Origin of the sequence: Pseudoruegeria sp. SK021 (genome assembly GCF_002119405.1) — a bacterium.
Lineage (GTDB): Bacteria > Pseudomonadota > Alphaproteobacteria > Rhodobacterales > Rhodobacteraceae > Meridianimarinicoccus.
On sequence record NZ_MTBG01000017.1, the window covers coordinates 42462 to 59395 of the forward strand.

Here is a 16934-nt window from a genome sequence, read left to right on the forward strand (position 1 = left end):
AGGATCGCCCCCGCGGAAGCCGAGCTGATGAAATGCGGCCTCGGGATTTTGCTTGCAATGCTGGAACGACAGGGGTATGACCGCTGCCAATAGCGGCGCTGCGGAATCGTCCGACGCTCCACCGGGAACGACCAACGGGCCGCGTGCCCGTTTTTTTGTGCTTACGATATATGCCGCCGCCCGTACCCGATGTCTGTTCCTTACTCGAGATCAGCCGATGAATGACCTAATTGCAAAAGCCGCCATCGATCAGCGCATGGCCGCGATCATCACTCCGGTGATCGAGGATCTGGGCTATGAACTTGTGCGCGTGCGCCTGATGGGCGGCAAGGAAAAGACCCTTCAGATCATGGCCGAAAAACCCGAAGGCGGGATTGAGGTCGATGACTGTGCCAAGATTTCCACCGCTGTTTCAGCGACGCTGGATGTCGAGGATCCCTTGGTCGAAGCCTATACCCTTGAAGTGTCGAGCCCCGGCATCGACCGTCCGTTGACCCGCTTGAAAGATTTCGAGATGTGGGAAGGCTATGAGGTTCGGATCGAGACCACCGAATTGATCGATGGCCAGCGCCGGTTCCGCGGCGAGTTGGCTGGGGTCGAAGGTGATGAAATTCTGCTGACCATTCAGCAAGGGACCATTGGCCTGAAATTTGACTGGCTGAGCGATGCCAAGTTGATTCTGACCGACGCCTTGGTTTCTGAGATGCTACGCCAGCGCAAAGCCTCGGGTGTCATCGACGAAAGTCAGTTCGACGAAATCCAGACCGATGACGGATCGCCGTCGAATGACGGCACCAAGCCCAAAACCGCCAACCAAGAGCAGGACTGATCCCATGGCAATAACCAGCGCAAACCAGCTTGAGCTTCTTCAAACCGCGGAAGCTGTCGCCCGCGAAAAGATGATTGACCCGGGCTTGGTGGTCGAAGCAATGGAAGAAAGTCTCGCCCGGGCCGCCAAGTCGCGCTACGGTGCCGAAATGGACATTCGCGTGTCGATCGACCGCAAAACCGGTGTGGCGAATTTCACCCGGGTGCGGACGGTTGTGGCGGATGACGATCTTGAGAACTATCAAGCCGAGCTGACGGTCGTGCAGGCCAAGCAGTACATGGCGAATCCGGAAATCGGCGACACCTATGTCGAAATCGTGCCCCCGGTCGAACTGGGCCGGATTGCTGCGCAGTCCGCGAAGCAGGTGATTTTGCAGAAGGTCCGGGAAGCCGAGCGCGACCGGCAATACGAAGAATTCAAGGACCGGGCGGGCACCATCATCAACGGCGTGGTCAAGCGCGAGGAATACGGCAACGTTATCGTCGACATTGGTCGGGGCGAAGCCGTGTTGCGCCGGAACGAAAAGATTGGCCGTGAAAGCTATCGTCCGAACGACCGGATCCGGGTGTTCATCAAGGACGTGCGCCGCGAACCACGCGGGCCGCAGATTTTCCTCAGCCGGACTGATCCGCAGTTCATGGCCGAGCTGTTCAAAATGGAAGTGCCGGAAATCTACGACGGCATCATCCAAATCAAAGCCGTTGCTCGGGATCCGGGCAGCCGCGCCAAAATCGCCGTGATTTCCTATGACAGCTCGATCGATCCGGTCGGGGCCTGCGTCGGGATGCGCGGCAGCCGGGTTCAGGCCGTCGTGAACGAGCTTCAGGGCGAAAAGATCGACATCATTCCATGGAACGAAGATCAGCCGACCTTCCTTGTGAATGCGTTGCAGCCGGCAGAAGTCACCAAGGTGGTTCTGGACGAGGAAGCCGAGCGCATTGAAGTTGTTGTGCCGGATGACCAGCTGAGCCTCGCCATTGGCCGCCGCGGTCAGAACGTGCGTCTTGCCAGCCAGTTGACCGGTCTTGATATCGACATCATGACCGAAGCGCAGGAAAGCGAACGCCGTCAAAAGGAATTCGCAGAGCGCACGGGCCTGTTCATGGAAGCGCTGGACGTGGACGAGTTCTTCGCCCAGCTTCTGGTTTCGGAAGGCTTCACCTCGCTGGAAGAGGTGGCCTATGTCGATGTGGATGAACTTTTGGTCATCGACGGTGTCGACGAAGGCACCGCCGGCGAGTTGCAGGCCCGGGCCCGCGACCACCTTGAAGCCCTGAATACCGCAGCCCTAGAAAAGGCTCGCGGGATGGGCGCAGAGGACAGCCTGATTGACTTTGACGGCCTGACACCCCAGATGGTAGTGGCGTTGGCCGAAGATGGCGTGAAGACGCTGGAAGATTTCGCGACCTGCGCCGACTGGGAATTGGCCGGTGGCTGGACCACCGTCGATGGTCAGCGGGTCAAGGATACCGGCCTTCTGGAAACCTTCGAGGTGAGCTTGGAAGAAGCACAGCGCATGGTGATGACCGCTCGGGTACAACTCGGCTGGGTTGATCCCGCTGATCTGGAAGTCGAAGCGGACGAGGAAGACGACGATATCGATCTTGATGAGGCCGATACCGCCGAGCCCACCGCCAAGGACATTTGGGCGTAAGCCTGATCCGGAACGGAGGGAACGCAAGTATGACCAGGGGCGGGCGCAGCAAGGACCGGGACGAACCGGAACGGAAATGCCTCGTGACCGGCGAGAGCGGCGGCAAGTCGGGTTTGATTCGTTTTGTGATCGGACCAGAGGATGTTGTGGTGCCGGATATCCTTGGCCGGCTTCCCGGACGGGGTCTCTGGGTCACGTCGGATCGGGCGGTGATGGAACGGGCCGTTGCGAAAAAAGTGTTCAGCCGTGGCGCGCGCAAGCCCGTCACCGTGCCGGACAACTTAATTGCGATGGTCGAAAACGGGTTGCTTCAGCGGGTTATCGACCTGCTGTCGCTGGCACGCAAAGCCGGACAAGCTATTGCGGGCTATGAGAAAGTTAAATCCTGGTTGACGTCCGGAGAAGCGAGAGTGCTGATTCAGGCGTCGGACGGGTCGGAACGTGGAAAGACAAAGCTGCGTCCGCCGGATGGACCGGATCGATGGATAGTAAGTTTAAGTGCGACCGAACTGGGCATGGCCTTCGGCCGTGAAAAAGTGATACATGGTGCGCTTGCGGGTGGTGGACTCACAACACGTGTTGTAGAGGAAGCCTCACGGCTGGCAGCCATGCGTGAAACGCACGACGGGGACCGCCCCGCCGGAAAGGGTACGACGACCATATGAACGACAGTGACGGCAAGAAAACACTTGGTGTGCGCGGTGGGCCGCGTTCCGGTCAGGTGAAGCAAAGCTTCAGCCATGGCCGAACCAAGAATGTTGTGGTGGAAACCAAGCGCAAGCGGGTCGTGGTCCCGAAACCGGGTGGCGGAAAAGCCTCTGTGACCGGAGGCGGTGATCCGTCACGGCGCCCGGCTGGCATCAGTGATGTCGAGATGGAGCGCCGGATGAAGGCGCTTCAAGCGGCGAAGGCGAACGAGGCTGATGAAGCCCGTGCTCGCGAAGCCGAGGAAAAGCGTCGCGCCGAAGAGCGCGAGCGTCGCCGCGCCGAGATCGAAGCGAAAGAGCGCGAAGAGCGCGAACGCGAAGAACGGGCGCAGGCCAAACTTGAGGCAGAAGCCCAAGAAAAGGCGCGTAAAGAAAAAGAACAAGCCGCGGCCGCTAAGGCTGAGGCCAACAAGGCAAATGCCCAAGCGTCAGCCGCTGCAGATGCTGCGGACGTGCAGGGTATTGATCCCAACGGCGCGTCGCGTTCCGGCCCGGCACGGTCCGGTCTGGCGACTCCGCGTCGGCGCGAAACTGACCAGGAACGGGATGCCCGGACAGCGAAGCCGAAATCGCAAGGCGATGGACGGCGTTCGGGTAAGCTGACGCTGAACCAGGCGCTTCGTGGTGGCGAAGGCGGTCGGCAACGGTCAATGGCGTCGATGAAGCGCAAGCAAGATCGCGAACGCCGCAAGCATATGGGGCAGGAAAACCGCGAGAAAATCGTGCGTGATGTGCAACTGCCCGACACGATTGTGGTTCAGGAACTTGCCAACCGGATGGCCGAACGGGTCGCCGACGTGGTCAAGGCCTTGATGCAAAGCGGTCTGATGGTCACCCAGAACCAAGCGATCGATGCCGACACGGCGGAACTGATCATCGAAGAGTTCGGCCATCGCGTTCAGCGCGTGTCCTACGCCGACGTCGAAGACGTGATTGATACGGTTCAGGACAAAGACGAGGATCTCGTGTCGCGTCCTCCGGTTATCACGGTGATGGGCCACGTTGACCACGGCAAGACGTCGTTGCTGGATGCGATCCGGCACGCCAAAGTTGTGGCCGGCGAAGCGGGCGGAATTACCCAGCACATCGGGGCCTATCAGGTTACGACCGATAGTGGTCAGGTTCTCTGCTTCCTCGATACGCCGGGTCACGCTGCGTTTACGTCGATGCGGTCCCGCGGCGCACAAGTCACGGATATTGTGATCCTTGTGGTTGCTGCAGACGATGCCGTGATGCCGCAAACGGTTGAGGCGATCCACCACGCAAAAGCGGCCGGTGTGCCGATGATCGTGGCGATCAACAAGATCGACAAGCCGTCGGCCAACCCGACCAAGGTGCGGACGGATCTGTTGCAGCACGAAGTCGTGGTTGAGAAGATGTCTGGTGACGTTCTTGATGTGGAAGTCTCCGCAGCTACCGGCGAAGGCTTGGATGAACTGCTTGAGAACATTGCGCTTCAGGCGGAACTTCTTGACTTGCGTGCCAACCCGAAGCGCTCGGCTGTCGGTGCTGTGATTGAAGCACAGTTGGATGTCGGGCGTGGCCCGGTCGCGACGGTTCTGGTTCAGAACGGCACCCTGCGCCAAGGCGACATCTTCGTTGTCGGTCAGCAGTGGGGCAAGGTTCGTGCGTTGATCAACGATCAAGGCGATCGCGTCACCGAAGCCGGTCCGTCGGTTCCGGTCGAGGTGCTGGGTCTGAATGGCACGCCGGAAGCCGGGGACGTTCTGAACGTCGTCGACACCGAAGCGCAAGCGCGTGAAATCGCTGAGTTCCGTGAGCAGCAGTCGAAAGACAAGCGGGCTGCTGCGGGTGCAGCGACGACACTGGAACAGATGCTGGCGAAGGCGAAAGCCGACCAAACCGTGGCTGAATTGCCGATCGTGGTGAAAGCCGATGTGCAAGGCTCTGCCGAAGCCATCGTGCAAGTGATGGAAAAGATTGGCAACGACGAAGTTCGTGTCCGTGTGCTGCACTCAGGTGTGGGCGCGATCACGGAATCGGATATCAGCTTGGCCGAGGCATCAGGCGCACCGGTCATCGGGTTTAACGTCCGTGCCAATGCTTCTGCCCGCAACAGCGCCAATCAGAAGGGCGTGGAGATCCGCTACTACTCGGTGATCTACGATCTTGTGGATGATGTGAAAGCCGCCGCATCCGGGCTGTTGTCGGCCGAAGTTCGCGAAACCTTCATCGGTTATGCGAACATCAAAGAGGTCTTCAAAGTCTCGAATGTCGGCAAAGTGGCGGGTTGTCTGGTCACCGAAGGGGTCGCTCGCCGGTCCGCTGGTGTCCGCCTGCTCCGCGACAACGTTGTGGTACACGAAGGCACGCTCAAGACCCTCAAGCGCTTCAAGGACGAAGTCCCGGAAGTGCAATCAGGTCAGGAATGTGGCATGGCGTTTGAGAACTACGATGATATTCGCCCAGGCGATGTGATCGAGATCTTCGAGCGCGAAGAAGTCGAGCGTACGCTCGGCTGATCTTCGGACCCTACTACCCTATCTATTGAACGGGCTGCTTCGGCAGCCCGTTTGCGTATCGCAGGTGGCTGTTGAAAATGGGCCAGACCGGCGCGCAAAAAAAAGGCCGCGGGCCAAAATGGCACGCGGCTAACCGGTGTCGTTATCGGACGTTTTAACGCCCGCTGGGATCAGACGGCTTTTGTTCCGACCGGAACGCCCTCAAAAACCCGTTGTCCGACCTGCACAGCTATCCTGCCGTTGTTCAAGGCCTTAACGAATGTACCCTGCACGGAAATGCATGTACCCATCATGATTGTGCTCAGCATGTGCCTCTTCCCCAAAAGCGTTCTAAGTTCCTTCAGCATAGTTAATAGATATTCATAAATCACTAACAAAAGCGTCACAAATACCTCTAAAACGACCAATCTTTCATCATTTAGAGAACAATTATTTGGCAGGTCTGTGTTTCGGAGTTGGCGCCACGGATTTTGGGTGTTCCGCGAATCATGGGGTTAAACCCAGTCCCGGATCCTTGGGATCAACGGAAGATCAGCTGCGGGCATCGGATAATCTCGCAGAGCCTTCGGACGGACCCAAGCGAGGGATTGACCTTCACGTGCGGTCACAATCCCCGACCATTTCCGGCAGATAAAAACCGGCATGAGCAAGTGAAACCGCTCATAGCTGTGCGATGCGAAGGTCAAGGGCGCCAAGCAACTTGCCCAAGTGTCGATGCCTAATTCTTCCTGCAATTCACGGATCAGAGCAGTTTCAGGGGTTTCGCCCGGTTCGATTTTGCCGCCCGGGAATTCCCATAACCCGGCCATATCTTTACCCTCGGGTCGCTGGGCCAACAGGATGCGGCCGTCTGGATCTACCAGAACGACCGCTGCAACCAGTACGAGACTCACGACCGATAGTCGGCGTTGATCGTGATGTAGGCATGGGTGAGATCGCAGGTCCAGACTGTCGCTGTCCCGGCCCCCAACCCCAAGTCGACGCGCAGCAACAGGTCGCTGGCTTTCATGTAGTCGGCCCCTGTTGCCTCGTTATAGCTGGGCGACACCCAGCCATTTTCGGCGACGATGTGATCCCCGAACCAGATCGACAAACGATCCCGATCTGCGGCAGCACCGGATTTTCCGACTGCCATCACAACCCGGCCCCAATTGGGATCTTCACCGGCGACCGCTGTCTTGACCAGCGGTGAGTTGGCAATTGCCATAGCGACAGTCTTGGCCTCGGCGTCAGATGCTGCGCCGGTGACCCGAACCTCTAGGAACTTGGTTGCGCCTTCGCCGTCACGTACAACCTGATGAGAGAGATCGCGCATCACCCCGTGCAATGCGTCGCGGAAACGCGAATAATCGTCTCCTCCGGCTTCGATCTGCGGTCCCACCTTGCCCGTGGCGGCCAAAAGCAATGTGTCCGAGGTCGAGGTATCGCTATCCACGGTGATGCAATTGAAGGTGCGGTTCGTCAATTCAGACAGCATCCCTTGCAGCACGGGCTGGGCGATCTTTGCATCGGTGAAGATGTAGACCAACATGGTTGCCATGTCGGGCGCGATCATGCCGGAACCTTTGGCAATGCCCGCAATGTGCACGTCTTCGCCGCCAAGCGACAGGGTGACGCCACAGGCCTTTGGGAAGGTGTCTGTGGTCATGATGGCCCGTGCGCCCAGTTCCAGCGCGTCTGGGGCCAGATCCGCCGCAAGCCCGTCCAGCGCTTTGACGATGCGGTCATAGGGCAAGGCTTCGCCGATCACACCGGTCGAGGACGAAAAGACCCGCCGTTCGGGCACGCCGGTCGCTGTCGATACCGCCTTAGCAATGGCGCGAACCGCCTCGCGGCCGTTGCTGCCTGTAAACGCATTCGAGTTTCCAGAATTGACGATGATTGCGGCGGGCGCGGTGCCATCATCTGGGGCGGACAGCTTGTCCTCGCAATCCAGCACTGGGGCAGACCGTGTTGCTGAGCGGGTCGTCACGCCTGCCATCACAGTCCCGGGATCCAGTACCGCCAACATCACATCCAGCCGTCCGCGATAGCGGACACCGGCTTTCGCAGCGGCCAGCCGCAATCCCGCAATCGGCGGCAGGTCAGGAAACCCACCCGCCGGCGCCAGCGGCGAAACTTGCGGCGCTTGTTTCGCAACGGGTCTTGAGGCCCGTTGCAGTTTCCGGGCCTTGGCCATTTTCAGGCGCAGGGAGCGATCGTTTTTTTTCAGGTTCGGCATCGCGGGTTCACTGGTCCAAAAAGGAAGGGTCGCTGAGGAAATCGGCTGCAATGGTTCCCGGCTCTGCGCGCGACACCTCAGATGCTGTTTCCAACTCTTCGAGGCGCAAAGCAATGACGTCTTGTTGGATCTGCTCAACAAGTTCGCCTTCAACTTCCGACAGGGGGGGCGTGTCCTGAAGCCGTGTTTCGACCAGTTTGATCACATGCCAGCCGAATTGGGTCTGCACAGGATCCGACACTTGTCCGGGCTCTAGGGCGATGACCGCCTCTTCAAATTCCGGGACCATCATACCAACGCCAAACCATCCCAGATCGCCGCCATTGGGGCCAGATGGGCCGGTGGACTTCTGCCGGGCCAATTCCGAAAAATCGGCGCCGCCGTCCAGTTCTGCCTTCAGTGCCAGCGCCTCGTCTTCGGATTCGACGAGGATATGTGCGGCATTATATTCAGTCGCGGGTGCGGCTTCGGCGAAGCGGACGTCATAGGCGGCTTGCAGGGCCTCCGGTGTCACTGCGGCCGACAGCAGGCGCTGAATCTCGATATTTGCGCGCATGGCCCGGGCGTCATTTTCAAGGGCCAATTCGGCAGCGCGACCCATTTCCTCGACCTGCTGTGCCAGAAGAGCTTGTTGAATCGCTTGGTCCAGAAGGCCATCAAAAAGCGCCGAATCTGGCAGCGACTGGAACTCTTGCGGCAGCTGGGCACGCAACAAGGCAAGGTGACCTGCTGTAATCACTTCGCCGTTGACCGTCGCCACAACCGTGTCTGCCGTGGCCGCGTCTTGAGCCTGCATTTGCGACGCAGCAAGGGTGCAGGCAACGACAACAGGGGCCAAAAATAGTGACAGACGCTTGTCCATGAAATTTCCTTTGGATTGAGTCGCGTGGGTCGGCGACGTTGACACTGCCTATACCGCCCCTTACATCGCGAGTGACGAGCAAGGAGAGGCGTTCTGGTCGCCTTTCTAGGGTGTGCGGCAGATGTCGGCAAGGGATCGGCACGCACCATCGGCCAGAAGCCAGGAAAGCGGAGAACACGGTGCTGGGCATAGGAACACTTGCGAAGAAGGTTTTCGGCACGCCGAACGACCGTAAAGTGAAATCTGTCAGGCCGTTGGTGGCTAAGGTCAACGCTCTCGAGCCAGAGTTTCAGGCCCTCGACGATGAGGGCATCAAGGCCAAGACCGCCGCGCTGCAAGAACGGGCCAGAAATGGTGAATCGCTCGACGCGCTGCTGCCAGAAGCGTTTGCCAACTGTCGCGAAGCGGCGCGGCGGGCGCTTGGCCTACGCGCCTTTGACGTACAGCTGATCGGCGGCATTTTCCTGCATCAAGGCAATATCGCGGAAATGAAGACCGGCGAGGGCAAGACCCTTGTGGCAACCTTTCCTGCCTATTTGAACGCATTGACCGGCAAAGGCGTGCATGTGGTCACGGTCAATGACTACTTGGCCAAGCGTGACGCGGAATGGATGAGCAAGGTGTTCGGCGCCCTTGGGATGACGACCGGGGTCGTCTACCCGCAGCAACCTGACGCCGAAAAGAAATCGGCCTATGGCGCAGACATTACCTATGCCACCAACAACGAGTTGGGCTTTGATTATCTGCGCGACAACATGAAGTCCGATTTGTCGCAAATGTCCCAGCGTGGTCACAATTTTGCCATCGTCGACGAAGTTGACAGCATTCTGATCGACGAAGCGCGGACACCGCTGATTATCTCGGGGCCGTCGCAAGACCGGTCTGAGCTGTACAAGGTGGTGGATAAGCTGATCCCGTCCCTCACAGCCGAACATTTTGAGCTGGATGAAAAGACCCGTAACGTCACCTTTACTGAGGATGGCAACGAATTCATCGAACGTGAACTGGCATCGGTCGGGATTCTGCCGGAAGGCCAGAACCTGTACGATCCGGAATCGACGACACTTGTGCATCACATCACGCAGGCGCTGAAGGCGCACAAGATGTTCCAGCGCGACAAGGATTACATCGTTCGCGACGGCCAGATCGTATTGATCGACGAATTTACTGGCCGGATGATGCATGGGCGGCGGTTGTCCGACGGCCTGCACCAGTCGATTGAGGCGAAAGAGGGCGCGGATATTCAGCCCGAAAACGTCACCCTCGCCAGTGTGACCTTTCAGAACTACTTCCGGCTGTACAATAAATTGGGCGGAATGACCGGCACCGCGCTGACCGAAGCTGATGAATTTGCCGAGATCTATGGTCTTGGCGTTGTCGAGATTCCCACCAATAAACCGATTGCGCGGGTGGATGATCACGACGCGGTATATCGGACCGCCACTGAAAAATACGCGGCCATCGTCGAAGAGATCGGCAAGGCCTATGAGCGGCGTCAGCCGGTGCTGCTTGGCACCACGTCGATCGAGAAATCCGAAGCCTTGTCCGAGATGCTGAAGACAGCTGGCATCCCGCACAATGTTTTGAACGCACGGCAGCACGAGCAAGAGGCCCAGATCGTGGCTGATGCCGGCAAGCTTGCGGCAGTGACGATCGCAACCAACATGGCGGGTCGGGGTACCGATATCCAGCTTGGCGGCAATGTGGAGCTGAAGGTTCTGGAGGCTCTCGCCGCCGATCCCGAAGTCCACCCCGATGAAGTGCGCGCTCGGATCGAAGCCGAACACGCGGATGAGCGGAAACAGGTTCTAGAAGCGGGCGGTTTGTTCGTTCTTGCTTCGGAACGCCATGAGAGCCGCCGGATCGATAACCAGTTGCGGGGACGTTCTGGCCGTCAGGGCGATCCTGGCAAGTCGTCCTTCTTCCTGTCGCTGGAAGATGATCTGATGCGGATTTTCGGGTCTGAACGGCTGGACAGCATGTTGCGCAAGCTCGGCATGAAAGAGGGCGAAGCGATTGTTCACCCTTGGGTCAACAAATCCCTCGAGAAGGCGCAAGCAAAAGTCGAGGGCCGGAACTTCGATATTCGTAAGCAGTTGTTGAAATTCGATGACGTGATGAACGACCAGCGCAAGGTGATCTTCGGTCAGCGCATGGAAATCATGGAGTCCAAAGACGTCGCAGAGATCGCGCAAGACATGCGCCATCAGGTGATTGACGATCTGGTCGCGGTTCACATTCCAGCGAAAAGCTATGCCGATCAGTGGGATTCCGAAGGGCTGTATGCAGCGGCAATCGAAAAGCTGGGAATTGATGTTCCTGTCATGGCTTGGGCCGCAGAAGAAGGCGTGGACGATCAAGTCATCCGCGACCGCCTCTACAAGGCTGCCGACGAATTCATGGCGCAAAAGACCGCAGCTTTCGGTCCGGACAGTATGCGCAACATCGAAAAGCAGATTTTGCTACAAACGATCGACGGCAAGTGGCGTGATCATTTGATGACGCTGGAGCATTTGCGTTCTGTCGTTGGCTTCCGCGGCTATGCGCAGCGCGATCCGTTGAACGAATATAAGAACGAGTCATTCCAGTTGTTCGAGGGTCTGCTGAACGGGTTGCGCGAAGAAGTGACCCAGAAACTGTCCCAGATTCGTCCGATCAGCGAAGAAGAGCGCGCGGCGATGATTCGCCAAATGATGGCGCAGCAGGGGATGACCCCTCCGGCGGACGATCCAGCCCCGGCACCGACACCTGCATCTGTTGGCCCGTCTGATCTTGCTTCTGGCACCCCGTTAGAAGGCTTTGACGAAGCCAAGCCCGAGACGTGGGGCACCCCGGCGCGGAACGATCTTTGCCCCTGTGGCTCTGGCAAGAAGTTCAAGCATTGCCATGGGCGTTTGGCCTGATCCGATGCGAGGCGCGGCGTTTGCCGCCCTCATTTGGCTGGGCTTAGGTGCGCCGGTTCTGGCCCAATCCGAAAACATGGATTGCGCCGAAGAGATTGTGATCACGGCTGCCGGCGCGAGTGATCTTGACTTGCATGTGGCATTTCCATGCCGTCCCTATGCCGCGATCGATGTGCGATACGGGCCGATTCTGATCCCCGAAGAACTGTCGCAGGACGGCACGTTGTTTTTGGCCCTTCCACGCATTGCGGGGATATCAGACATCCGCGTTGATACCGGACCTCAGCAGCTAACGGGATCGGTGCCGAATGGCGCAGCTTCTTTATCTGGCTCTGTCGCGGTATTTTGGACCGATCAGCCGCGCTGGGGCGTATTGCAGGATAACGATGGCAATACTTCGCGCCAGCTGGGCTTTCCCGGCCGCGCGGATCTTCCTGGTCTGGACCTGTTGGTGACCGGTGCCGACGAGATCGGATTGTCAGTGCCGATCACACAAGACACCTGCGGTCGAAGCCTTAAGGCCACAATACAAACCGCGCAGGCACCGGAGCCCGAAATGCTGTCACTCAGCGTACCGTCTTGTGCGCTGGTCGGGCATAGCGTTTGGATCCCGGTGTCCTGACGCCAAGGACACCGATGGGCTTAGCGTGTGGCCGGTCCGGTCAGTTGGGTCTGGAATGCCGAAAAGACCTGCGCATAGGTAGCCCGCTTGAAAGGCACGATTGCGTTCAGAAGCGCCGGTGCGGACATCCATTTCCAGCGGGAAAATTCCGGATGCTCCAAGGCAATATTGATCTGATCGTCGCGACCGTGAAACCGGATCAAAAACCACTTTTGCGTTTGTCCCCGATAGCGGCCCTTCCAGACCTTGCCCTGCAAATGCGGCGGCAGATCATAGGGAATCCAATCGGGGGTCTCGGCCTCGATACAGGCAAGATCAGGCGTCACGCCGGTCTCTTCTTGCAATTCGCGCAGCGCCGCAGCCTTGGGGTCTTCGCCTTCGTCAATCCCGCCTTGCGGCATTTGCCATGCCTCTGGCGTGTCGATCCGCTGGCCGCCGAAGATCAATCCATTGGCGTTGATAAGGACCACGCCGACGCAAGGGCGATAGGGTAGGGCCGCCACTTGGTCCGGGCTGGGCGCGCTCATTGGTCCGCCACGCGCAACGTGTCGCCCCGCGTGATCGCTGGCGTCAGGATGATGCGTTCGCCGCCGGGAAGTTTTGGGTTTTCTGTGCGGCTGGCGACGATCTGGGCCGCTTGGCGGCCGATCTCGTGTCGGCAGGCATCCATCGTGGTCAGGTGCTTGGGCAGGCCCCGCAACAGGTTGACGCCATTAAACCCGGCCAGTCCCAGTCTATTCGGCACGGAAAATCCCATTTCGAGACAGTAAAGCAGCCCGCCTGCACCGATCATGTCATTGGAGTAATACAGGAAATCTACATCGGGCGTGCGGTCAAGCACGGCCTTGGTCATCTCGCGACCTTTTTCAAAACCCGATCCGCCAGAATAGAATTCCTGATCGACCACTTCCAGACCCGCCTTGGCCAAAGCCTGTGTAAACCCTTCGAAGCGTTTTCTGGCCCGGTGATCCAGCGGCATTTTTGTGCCGAGAAAGGCCACGCGCTTATACCCAGATTGAACAATGGCCTCGCCCATTTCCTGTCCGGCACGCCGGTGCGAGATGCCCACCATCGCATCCACCGGTTCGCCATCTGTGTCCATGATTTCGACAATCGGGATGCCCGCATTGCGCATCATCGCGCGCGATGCCTCGGAATGTTCCAATCCGGCCATGATCACCCCGGACGGGCGCCAGGATAGCATTTCGTACAGGACGGCCTCTTCGCGTTCGGGCTTGTAATGGCTCAGGCCCACAACGGGTTGCAGCGGCGTCTCGTCCAAAACTTCGCTGATGCCCATCATCACTTCGGGGAAGACCATATTGGACATGGAGGGGATGATGACAGCCACCAGATTAACCCGCTGAGATGCCAACGCCCCGGCGATCTTATTGGGGACATAGCCAAGGGCACGGGCGGCTTCCAGCACGCGTACGCGGGTCTGGGCGGACACTTCGCCTTGGCCGCGCAGAACCCGGCTGACGGTCATCTCGCTCACACCTGAGGCTTCCGAAACGTCACGAAGGGTTAGGGGGCGCCGTAGATCTGCTGTCATTTGGTGTCTTCTCCAAATCCTATACCGTATCTAGCGCCCTTCGGGGTTGATCTTCAATGAACCATTGCGCCAATTGCGCGCCAGCGTGCCGCGAAACGCCGAAGTCGGGCGTGAATGGCTTGCGCAGATGGTCGCAACGGGTGAAAAGACCGGTGGATGGCCCCGTAGCTCAGTGGATAGAGCGACCGCCTCCTAAGCGGTAGGTCACAGGTTCAAATCCTGTCGGGGTCACCACCTGCAACCAAGCCCGGCATGGCCAAGGCGGTTTTCATTGCTGGGCCGGGAATGATTGGAAACGCGCTGCCATGGCTGGAGTTCTGAAGCCCGATTTCAGTTTTGAAACTGCCGCCATCGCCCGAGGGGCTTGCCGGGTGGTCGGGGTGGACGAGGTCGGCCGCGGCCCTTTGGCGGGGCCGGTCACCGCAGCGGCGGTCTGGATTGATCCTCAGGCTTGCCCAGAGGGTCTGAACGATTCCAAGAAGTTGACGGGTCGCGCGCGCGAGCAAATTTTCGACATATTGATGCAGACCGCGGATGTCTCCATCGCTCATGCCTCGGTCGCTGAGATCGACGAGATCAATATTTTGCAGGCGTCATTTCTGGCCATGCGCCGTGCCATCGCGGGATTGCAACAGCCTGCGGATTATTTGTTGATCGACGGCAATCGTGCGCCTTCCGGGTTGACCGTGCCAGCAGAGACGATCGTGAAAGGGGATGCGCGGGCGCTGTCGATTGCTGCGGCGTCCATCGTGGCGAAGGTGGCCCGCGACCGGATCATGTGTGCGTTGGCCGAGTCGTATCCCGGCTATGGCTGGGAGAAGAACGCCGGTTACCCGACGCCTGTGCATAAAAAAGCACTGCTTGATCTGGGGGTGACCCCACACCATAGACAAAGCTTCCGACCTGTCCACAATATCTTGTATCCAGAGAAATCTCTAACTGCCTGATTACAAAAAACAAATTGACTGTGATTCGCCTTTGACACATTTTAGGGCCAAATCAACGACGCACAAAGCGTCGAGACCAGAGGCAGCTAAGATGACCAAGACCAAATCCGGAGCAGCAACGCTGCCTCTCAATCAGATTGTGCGCGGCGATTGCATCGATGTGATGAATGGGTTGCCGGAAGGCTCGGTCGATCTGATTTTCGCCGATCCGCCCTATAACCTTCAGCTGCGCGGCGATTTGCATCGCCCCGACAACAGTCTTGTCGACGCGGTTGATGACGCTTGGGACCAATTTGCTAGCTTTGAAAGCTATGATGAGTTCACCCAGAAATGGCTGGCCGCTGCGCGCCGAATTCTGAAGCCGAACGGCGCGATTTGGGTGATTGGATCGTATCATAATATCTTTCGGGTCGGGGCGGCGCTGCAAAATCAGGGCTACTGGATTCTGAACGACGTGGTTTGGCGGAAGTCGAACCCGATGCCGAACTTCCGGGGCAAGCGCCTGACCAATGCTCATGAGACTCTGATCTGGGCGTCGCGTGGTGAAGGGGCAAAATACACCTTTAACTACGAAGCCCTGAAGGCGATGAATGAGGGCGTACAGATGCGGTCGGATTGGGTTCTGCCGATCTGCACAGGGCACGAGCGCCTGAAGAACGATAATGGCGACAAGGCGCACCCGACCCAGAAGCCGGAAGCGTTGTTGCACCGGTTGCTCGTCGGCACCACAAATCCCGGCGATGTTGTGTTGGACCCATTCTTCGGGACCGGCACAACCGGGGCTGTTGCCAAGAAGCTTGGCCGTAACTTCATCGGGATTGAGCGGGACGAGGGCTATATCAAGGCGGCTGAAGCGCGGCTGAATCTGGTTCGCCAGTACGATTCGACGTCGCTTGAGGTCACCAAGGCGAAGCGCGCCGAGCCCCGTGTGCCGTTCGGACAATTGGTCGAACGCGGCATGCTGCGCCCGGGCGAGGTTCTGACCTCGATGAACGGCAAGCGGACGGCGAAGGTGCGGGCGGATGGCACCCTGATCGCCAATGATGTGAAGGGCTCAATCCACCAGGTTGGGGCGGCTTTGGAAGGCGCCCCGAGCTGTAATGGCTGGACCTATTGGTTTTTCCAGCGTGATGGGTTGCCGGTGCCGATTGATGTTCTGCGTCAGCAAATCCGCTCGGAGATGTAGCACAAGCACCCGAAGGTCTGACCGCGAAGCGGTCAGACTTGATAGGTCGGGTGGAACAGGCCGCCCGGCGATAGGGTGAAGATCTCGGCCCCGTCCGCGGTAACGCCGATCGAATGCTCAAATTGCGCCGACAAGGATTTGTCCCGGGTTACGGCTGTCCAGTCATCGCCGAGAACCTTGGTTTCTGGCCGACCTAAATTGACCATCGGTTCGATGGTAAAGAACATGCCCTCTTCCAGCACCGGTGAGCGGTCGGTGATGACAGTCCCGGACGAGTTGACCTTCATTCCCTCAGGGCTGATCCGGAACGGCGCGTAATGCAGTACGTTCGGCGGCGAGTGAAACACCCGCCCCAGACCATGACCGCAGAAATCACGTACCACCGACATTCGGTTGGCTTCGACATGGGCCTGAATGGCCTGTCCGATATCGGCGAATGTGTTGCCGGGCTTAACCGCCTCAATGCCTTTGAACAGGGCGTCATGAGTGACCTCAATCAACCGCTCCGCCTTGCGGCCCAGCTTACCGGCCACATACATGCGGCTGGTGTCGCCGAACCATCCGTCCACGATCACAGTCACGTCGATATTCAAAATATCGCCGTCTTTCAGAACTTTACCGCCGGGAATCCCGTGGCAAACGACGTGATTGACCGAGATGCACGACGCATGGCGATAGCCCTTATAGCCGATCGTGGCCGAGCGTGCGCCTGCGTCCTCGACCGCTTGTGTGATGACACGGTCCAGTTCTTCGGTGGTGACGCCGGGCACAACGAGGGGGCACAGGTCATCAAGGATCTGTGCGGCCAACTGTCCGGCCTTTTGCATACCCGCAAAATCTGCGGCTTCATGAATGGTGATGCCGTCTCTGGTCAGGCGGCCCTGATTGCGATCATCCAACAACGGATCTCCCGAGGTAATTTCACGCAATGACTTAATACAGCTTGCCGGAATATTCTAGCCTTG

The 16934-nt window shown here is 58.6% G+C and carries 14 protein-coding genes and 1 tRNA gene; 9 read left to right on the forward strand and 6 right to left on the reverse strand.

The features are described 5' to 3' along the window. The first annotated feature begins 217 nt into the window (after positions 1–217). Genes rimP through infB form a run of 4 tightly spaced genes read left to right on the forward strand, consistent with a single transcriptional unit; the run spans position 218 to position 5673 of the window. The gene (gene rimP / locus BV911_RS11600; RefSeq protein ID WP_086053779.1) at positions 218–829 is read left to right on the forward strand and encodes a ribosome maturation factor RimP; all 612 of its coding nucleotides are present in this window, start codon (positions 218–220) and stop codon (positions 827–829) included. Between the two features lie 4 nt (positions 830–833). Further along, on the forward strand, positions 834–2483 hold the full coding sequence (gene nusA, locus BV911_RS11605; RefSeq protein ID WP_086053780.1) for a transcription termination factor NusA: 1650 nt from the start codon (positions 834–836) through the stop codon (positions 2481–2483). Between the two features lie 29 nt (positions 2484–2512). Continuing rightward, positions 2513–3148, forward strand: a complete 636-nt coding sequence (locus tag BV911_RS11610; protein WP_086053781.1) for an RNA-binding protein — start codon at positions 2513–2515, stop codon at positions 3146–3148. Next, complete coding sequence (gene infB / locus BV911_RS11615) at positions 3145–5673, forward strand: translation initiation factor IF-2 (protein ID WP_086053782.1); 2529 nt, start codon at positions 3145–3147, stop codon at positions 5671–5673. The genes BV911_RS11610 and infB overlap by 4 nt, the downstream gene beginning before the upstream one ends. 494 nt (positions 5674–6167) lie before the next feature. On the opposite strand, the gene mutT is transcribed toward infB, so the two are convergent. Genes mutT through BV911_RS11635 form a run of 3 tightly spaced genes read right to left on the reverse strand, consistent with a single transcriptional unit; the run spans position 6168 to position 8756 of the window. Then, positions 6168–6566 (reverse strand): 8-oxo-dGTP diphosphatase MutT, encoded by a 399-nt coding sequence (gene mutT / locus BV911_RS11625; protein ID WP_086053783.1) that lies wholly within the window; start codon positions 6564–6566, stop codon positions 6168–6170. Continuing rightward, the gene (gene argJ, locus BV911_RS11630) at positions 6563–7852 is read right to left on the reverse strand and encodes a bifunctional glutamate N-acetyltransferase/amino-acid acetyltransferase ArgJ (RefSeq protein WP_240512225.1); all 1290 of its coding nucleotides are present in this window, start codon (positions 7850–7852) and stop codon (positions 6563–6565) included. The genes mutT and argJ overlap by 4 nt, the downstream gene beginning before the upstream one ends. A gap of 49 nt (positions 7853–7901) precedes the next feature. After that, positions 7902–8756, reverse strand: a complete 855-nt coding sequence (locus BV911_RS11635) for a peptidylprolyl isomerase (RefSeq protein ID WP_086053785.1) — start codon at positions 8754–8756, stop codon at positions 7902–7904. A 179-nt stretch (positions 8757–8935) separates the two neighbouring features. Here BV911_RS11635 and secA point away from each other — a divergent pair, with 179 nt between their 5' ends. Next, positions 8936–11659: a preprotein translocase subunit SecA gene (gene secA / locus BV911_RS11640; RefSeq protein WP_086053786.1), complete on the forward strand. Its 2724-nt coding sequence runs from the start codon at positions 8936–8938 to the stop codon at positions 11657–11659. Next, on the forward strand, positions 11643–12281 hold the full coding sequence (locus tag BV911_RS11645; protein WP_086053787.1) for a hypothetical protein: 639 nt from the start codon (positions 11643–11645) through the stop codon (positions 12279–12281). Before secA ends, BV911_RS11645 begins: the two co-directional genes overlap by 17 nt. A gap of 20 nt (positions 12282–12301) precedes the next feature. Here the strand turns inward: BV911_RS11645 and BV911_RS11650 are convergent, their stop codons facing one another. Both BV911_RS11650 and BV911_RS11655 read right to left on the reverse strand, forming a co-directional pair. Further along, positions 12302–12808, reverse strand: a complete 507-nt coding sequence (locus tag BV911_RS11650) for an RNA pyrophosphohydrolase (protein WP_086053788.1) — start codon at positions 12806–12808, stop codon at positions 12302–12304. Next, positions 12805–13836 carry a LacI family DNA-binding transcriptional regulator gene (locus BV911_RS11655; RefSeq protein ID WP_086053789.1) on the reverse strand — a complete coding sequence of 344 codons (1032 nt, stop codon included), beginning with the start codon at positions 13834–13836 and terminating at the stop codon, positions 12805–12807. Before BV911_RS11655 ends, BV911_RS11650 begins: the two co-directional genes overlap by 4 nt. A gap of 158 nt (positions 13837–13994) precedes the next feature. On the opposite strand from BV911_RS11655, the gene BV911_RS11660 reads away from it, so the two are divergent. From BV911_RS11660 to BV911_RS11670, 3 genes are all read left to right on the forward strand, one after another. Then, positions 13995–14070: transfer RNA gene (locus BV911_RS11660), tRNA-Arg, on the forward strand. A 71-nt stretch (positions 14071–14141) separates the two neighbouring features. Then, the gene (locus BV911_RS11665; RefSeq protein ID WP_086053790.1) at positions 14142–14783 is read left to right on the forward strand and encodes a ribonuclease HII; all 642 of its coding nucleotides are present in this window, start codon (positions 14142–14144) and stop codon (positions 14781–14783) included. Between the two features lie 91 nt (positions 14784–14874). Next, positions 14875–15969 carry a site-specific DNA-methyltransferase gene (locus tag BV911_RS11670; RefSeq protein WP_086053791.1) on the forward strand — a complete coding sequence of 365 codons (1095 nt, stop codon included), beginning with the start codon at positions 14875–14877 and terminating at the stop codon, positions 15967–15969. Between the two features lie 32 nt (positions 15970–16001). Here the strand turns inward: BV911_RS11670 and map are convergent, their stop codons facing one another. Next, positions 16002–16868: a type I methionyl aminopeptidase gene (gene map / locus BV911_RS11675; RefSeq protein WP_086053811.1), complete on the reverse strand. Its 867-nt coding sequence runs from the start codon at positions 16866–16868 to the stop codon at positions 16002–16004. Between the last annotated feature and the right edge of the window lie 66 nt (positions 16869–16934).

Coding starts and splice junctions, on each gene's coding strand:
- BV911_RS11635 (WP_086053785.1), bottom strand. CDS start 8,756: ATGGACAAGCGTCTGTCACTATTTTTGGCCCCTGTTGTCGTTGCCTGC.
- infB (WP_086053782.1), top strand. CDS start 3,145: ATGAACGACAGTGACGGCAAGAAAACACTTGGTGTGCGCGGTGGGCCG.
- argJ (WP_240512225.1), bottom strand. CDS start 7,852: ATGGCCAAGGCCCGGAAACTGCAACGGGCCTCAAGACCCGTTGCGAAA.
- rimP (WP_086053779.1), top strand. CDS start 218: ATGAATGACCTAATTGCAAAAGCCGCCATCGATCAGCGCATGGCCGCG.
- BV911_RS11655 (WP_086053789.1), bottom strand. CDS start 13,836: ATGACAGCAGATCTACGGCGCCCCCTAACCCTTCGTGACGTTTCGGAA.
- nusA (WP_086053780.1), top strand. CDS start 834: ATGGCAATAACCAGCGCAAACCAGCTTGAGCTTCTTCAAACCGCGGAA.
- BV911_RS11645 (WP_086053787.1), top strand. CDS start 11,643: ATGGGCGTTTGGCCTGATCCGATGCGAGGCGCGGCGTTTGCCGCCCTC.
- BV911_RS11670 (WP_086053791.1), top strand. CDS start 14,875: ATGACCAAGACCAAATCCGGAGCAGCAACGCTGCCTCTCAATCAGATT.
- BV911_RS11650 (WP_086053788.1), bottom strand. CDS start 12,808: ATGAGCGCGCCCAGCCCGGACCAAGTGGCGGCCCTACCCTATCGCCCT.
- BV911_RS11665 (WP_086053790.1), top strand. CDS start 14,142: ATGGCTGGAGTTCTGAAGCCCGATTTCAGTTTTGAAACTGCCGCCATC.
- BV911_RS11610 (WP_086053781.1), top strand. CDS start 2,513: ATGACCAGGGGCGGGCGCAGCAAGGACCGGGACGAACCGGAACGGAAA.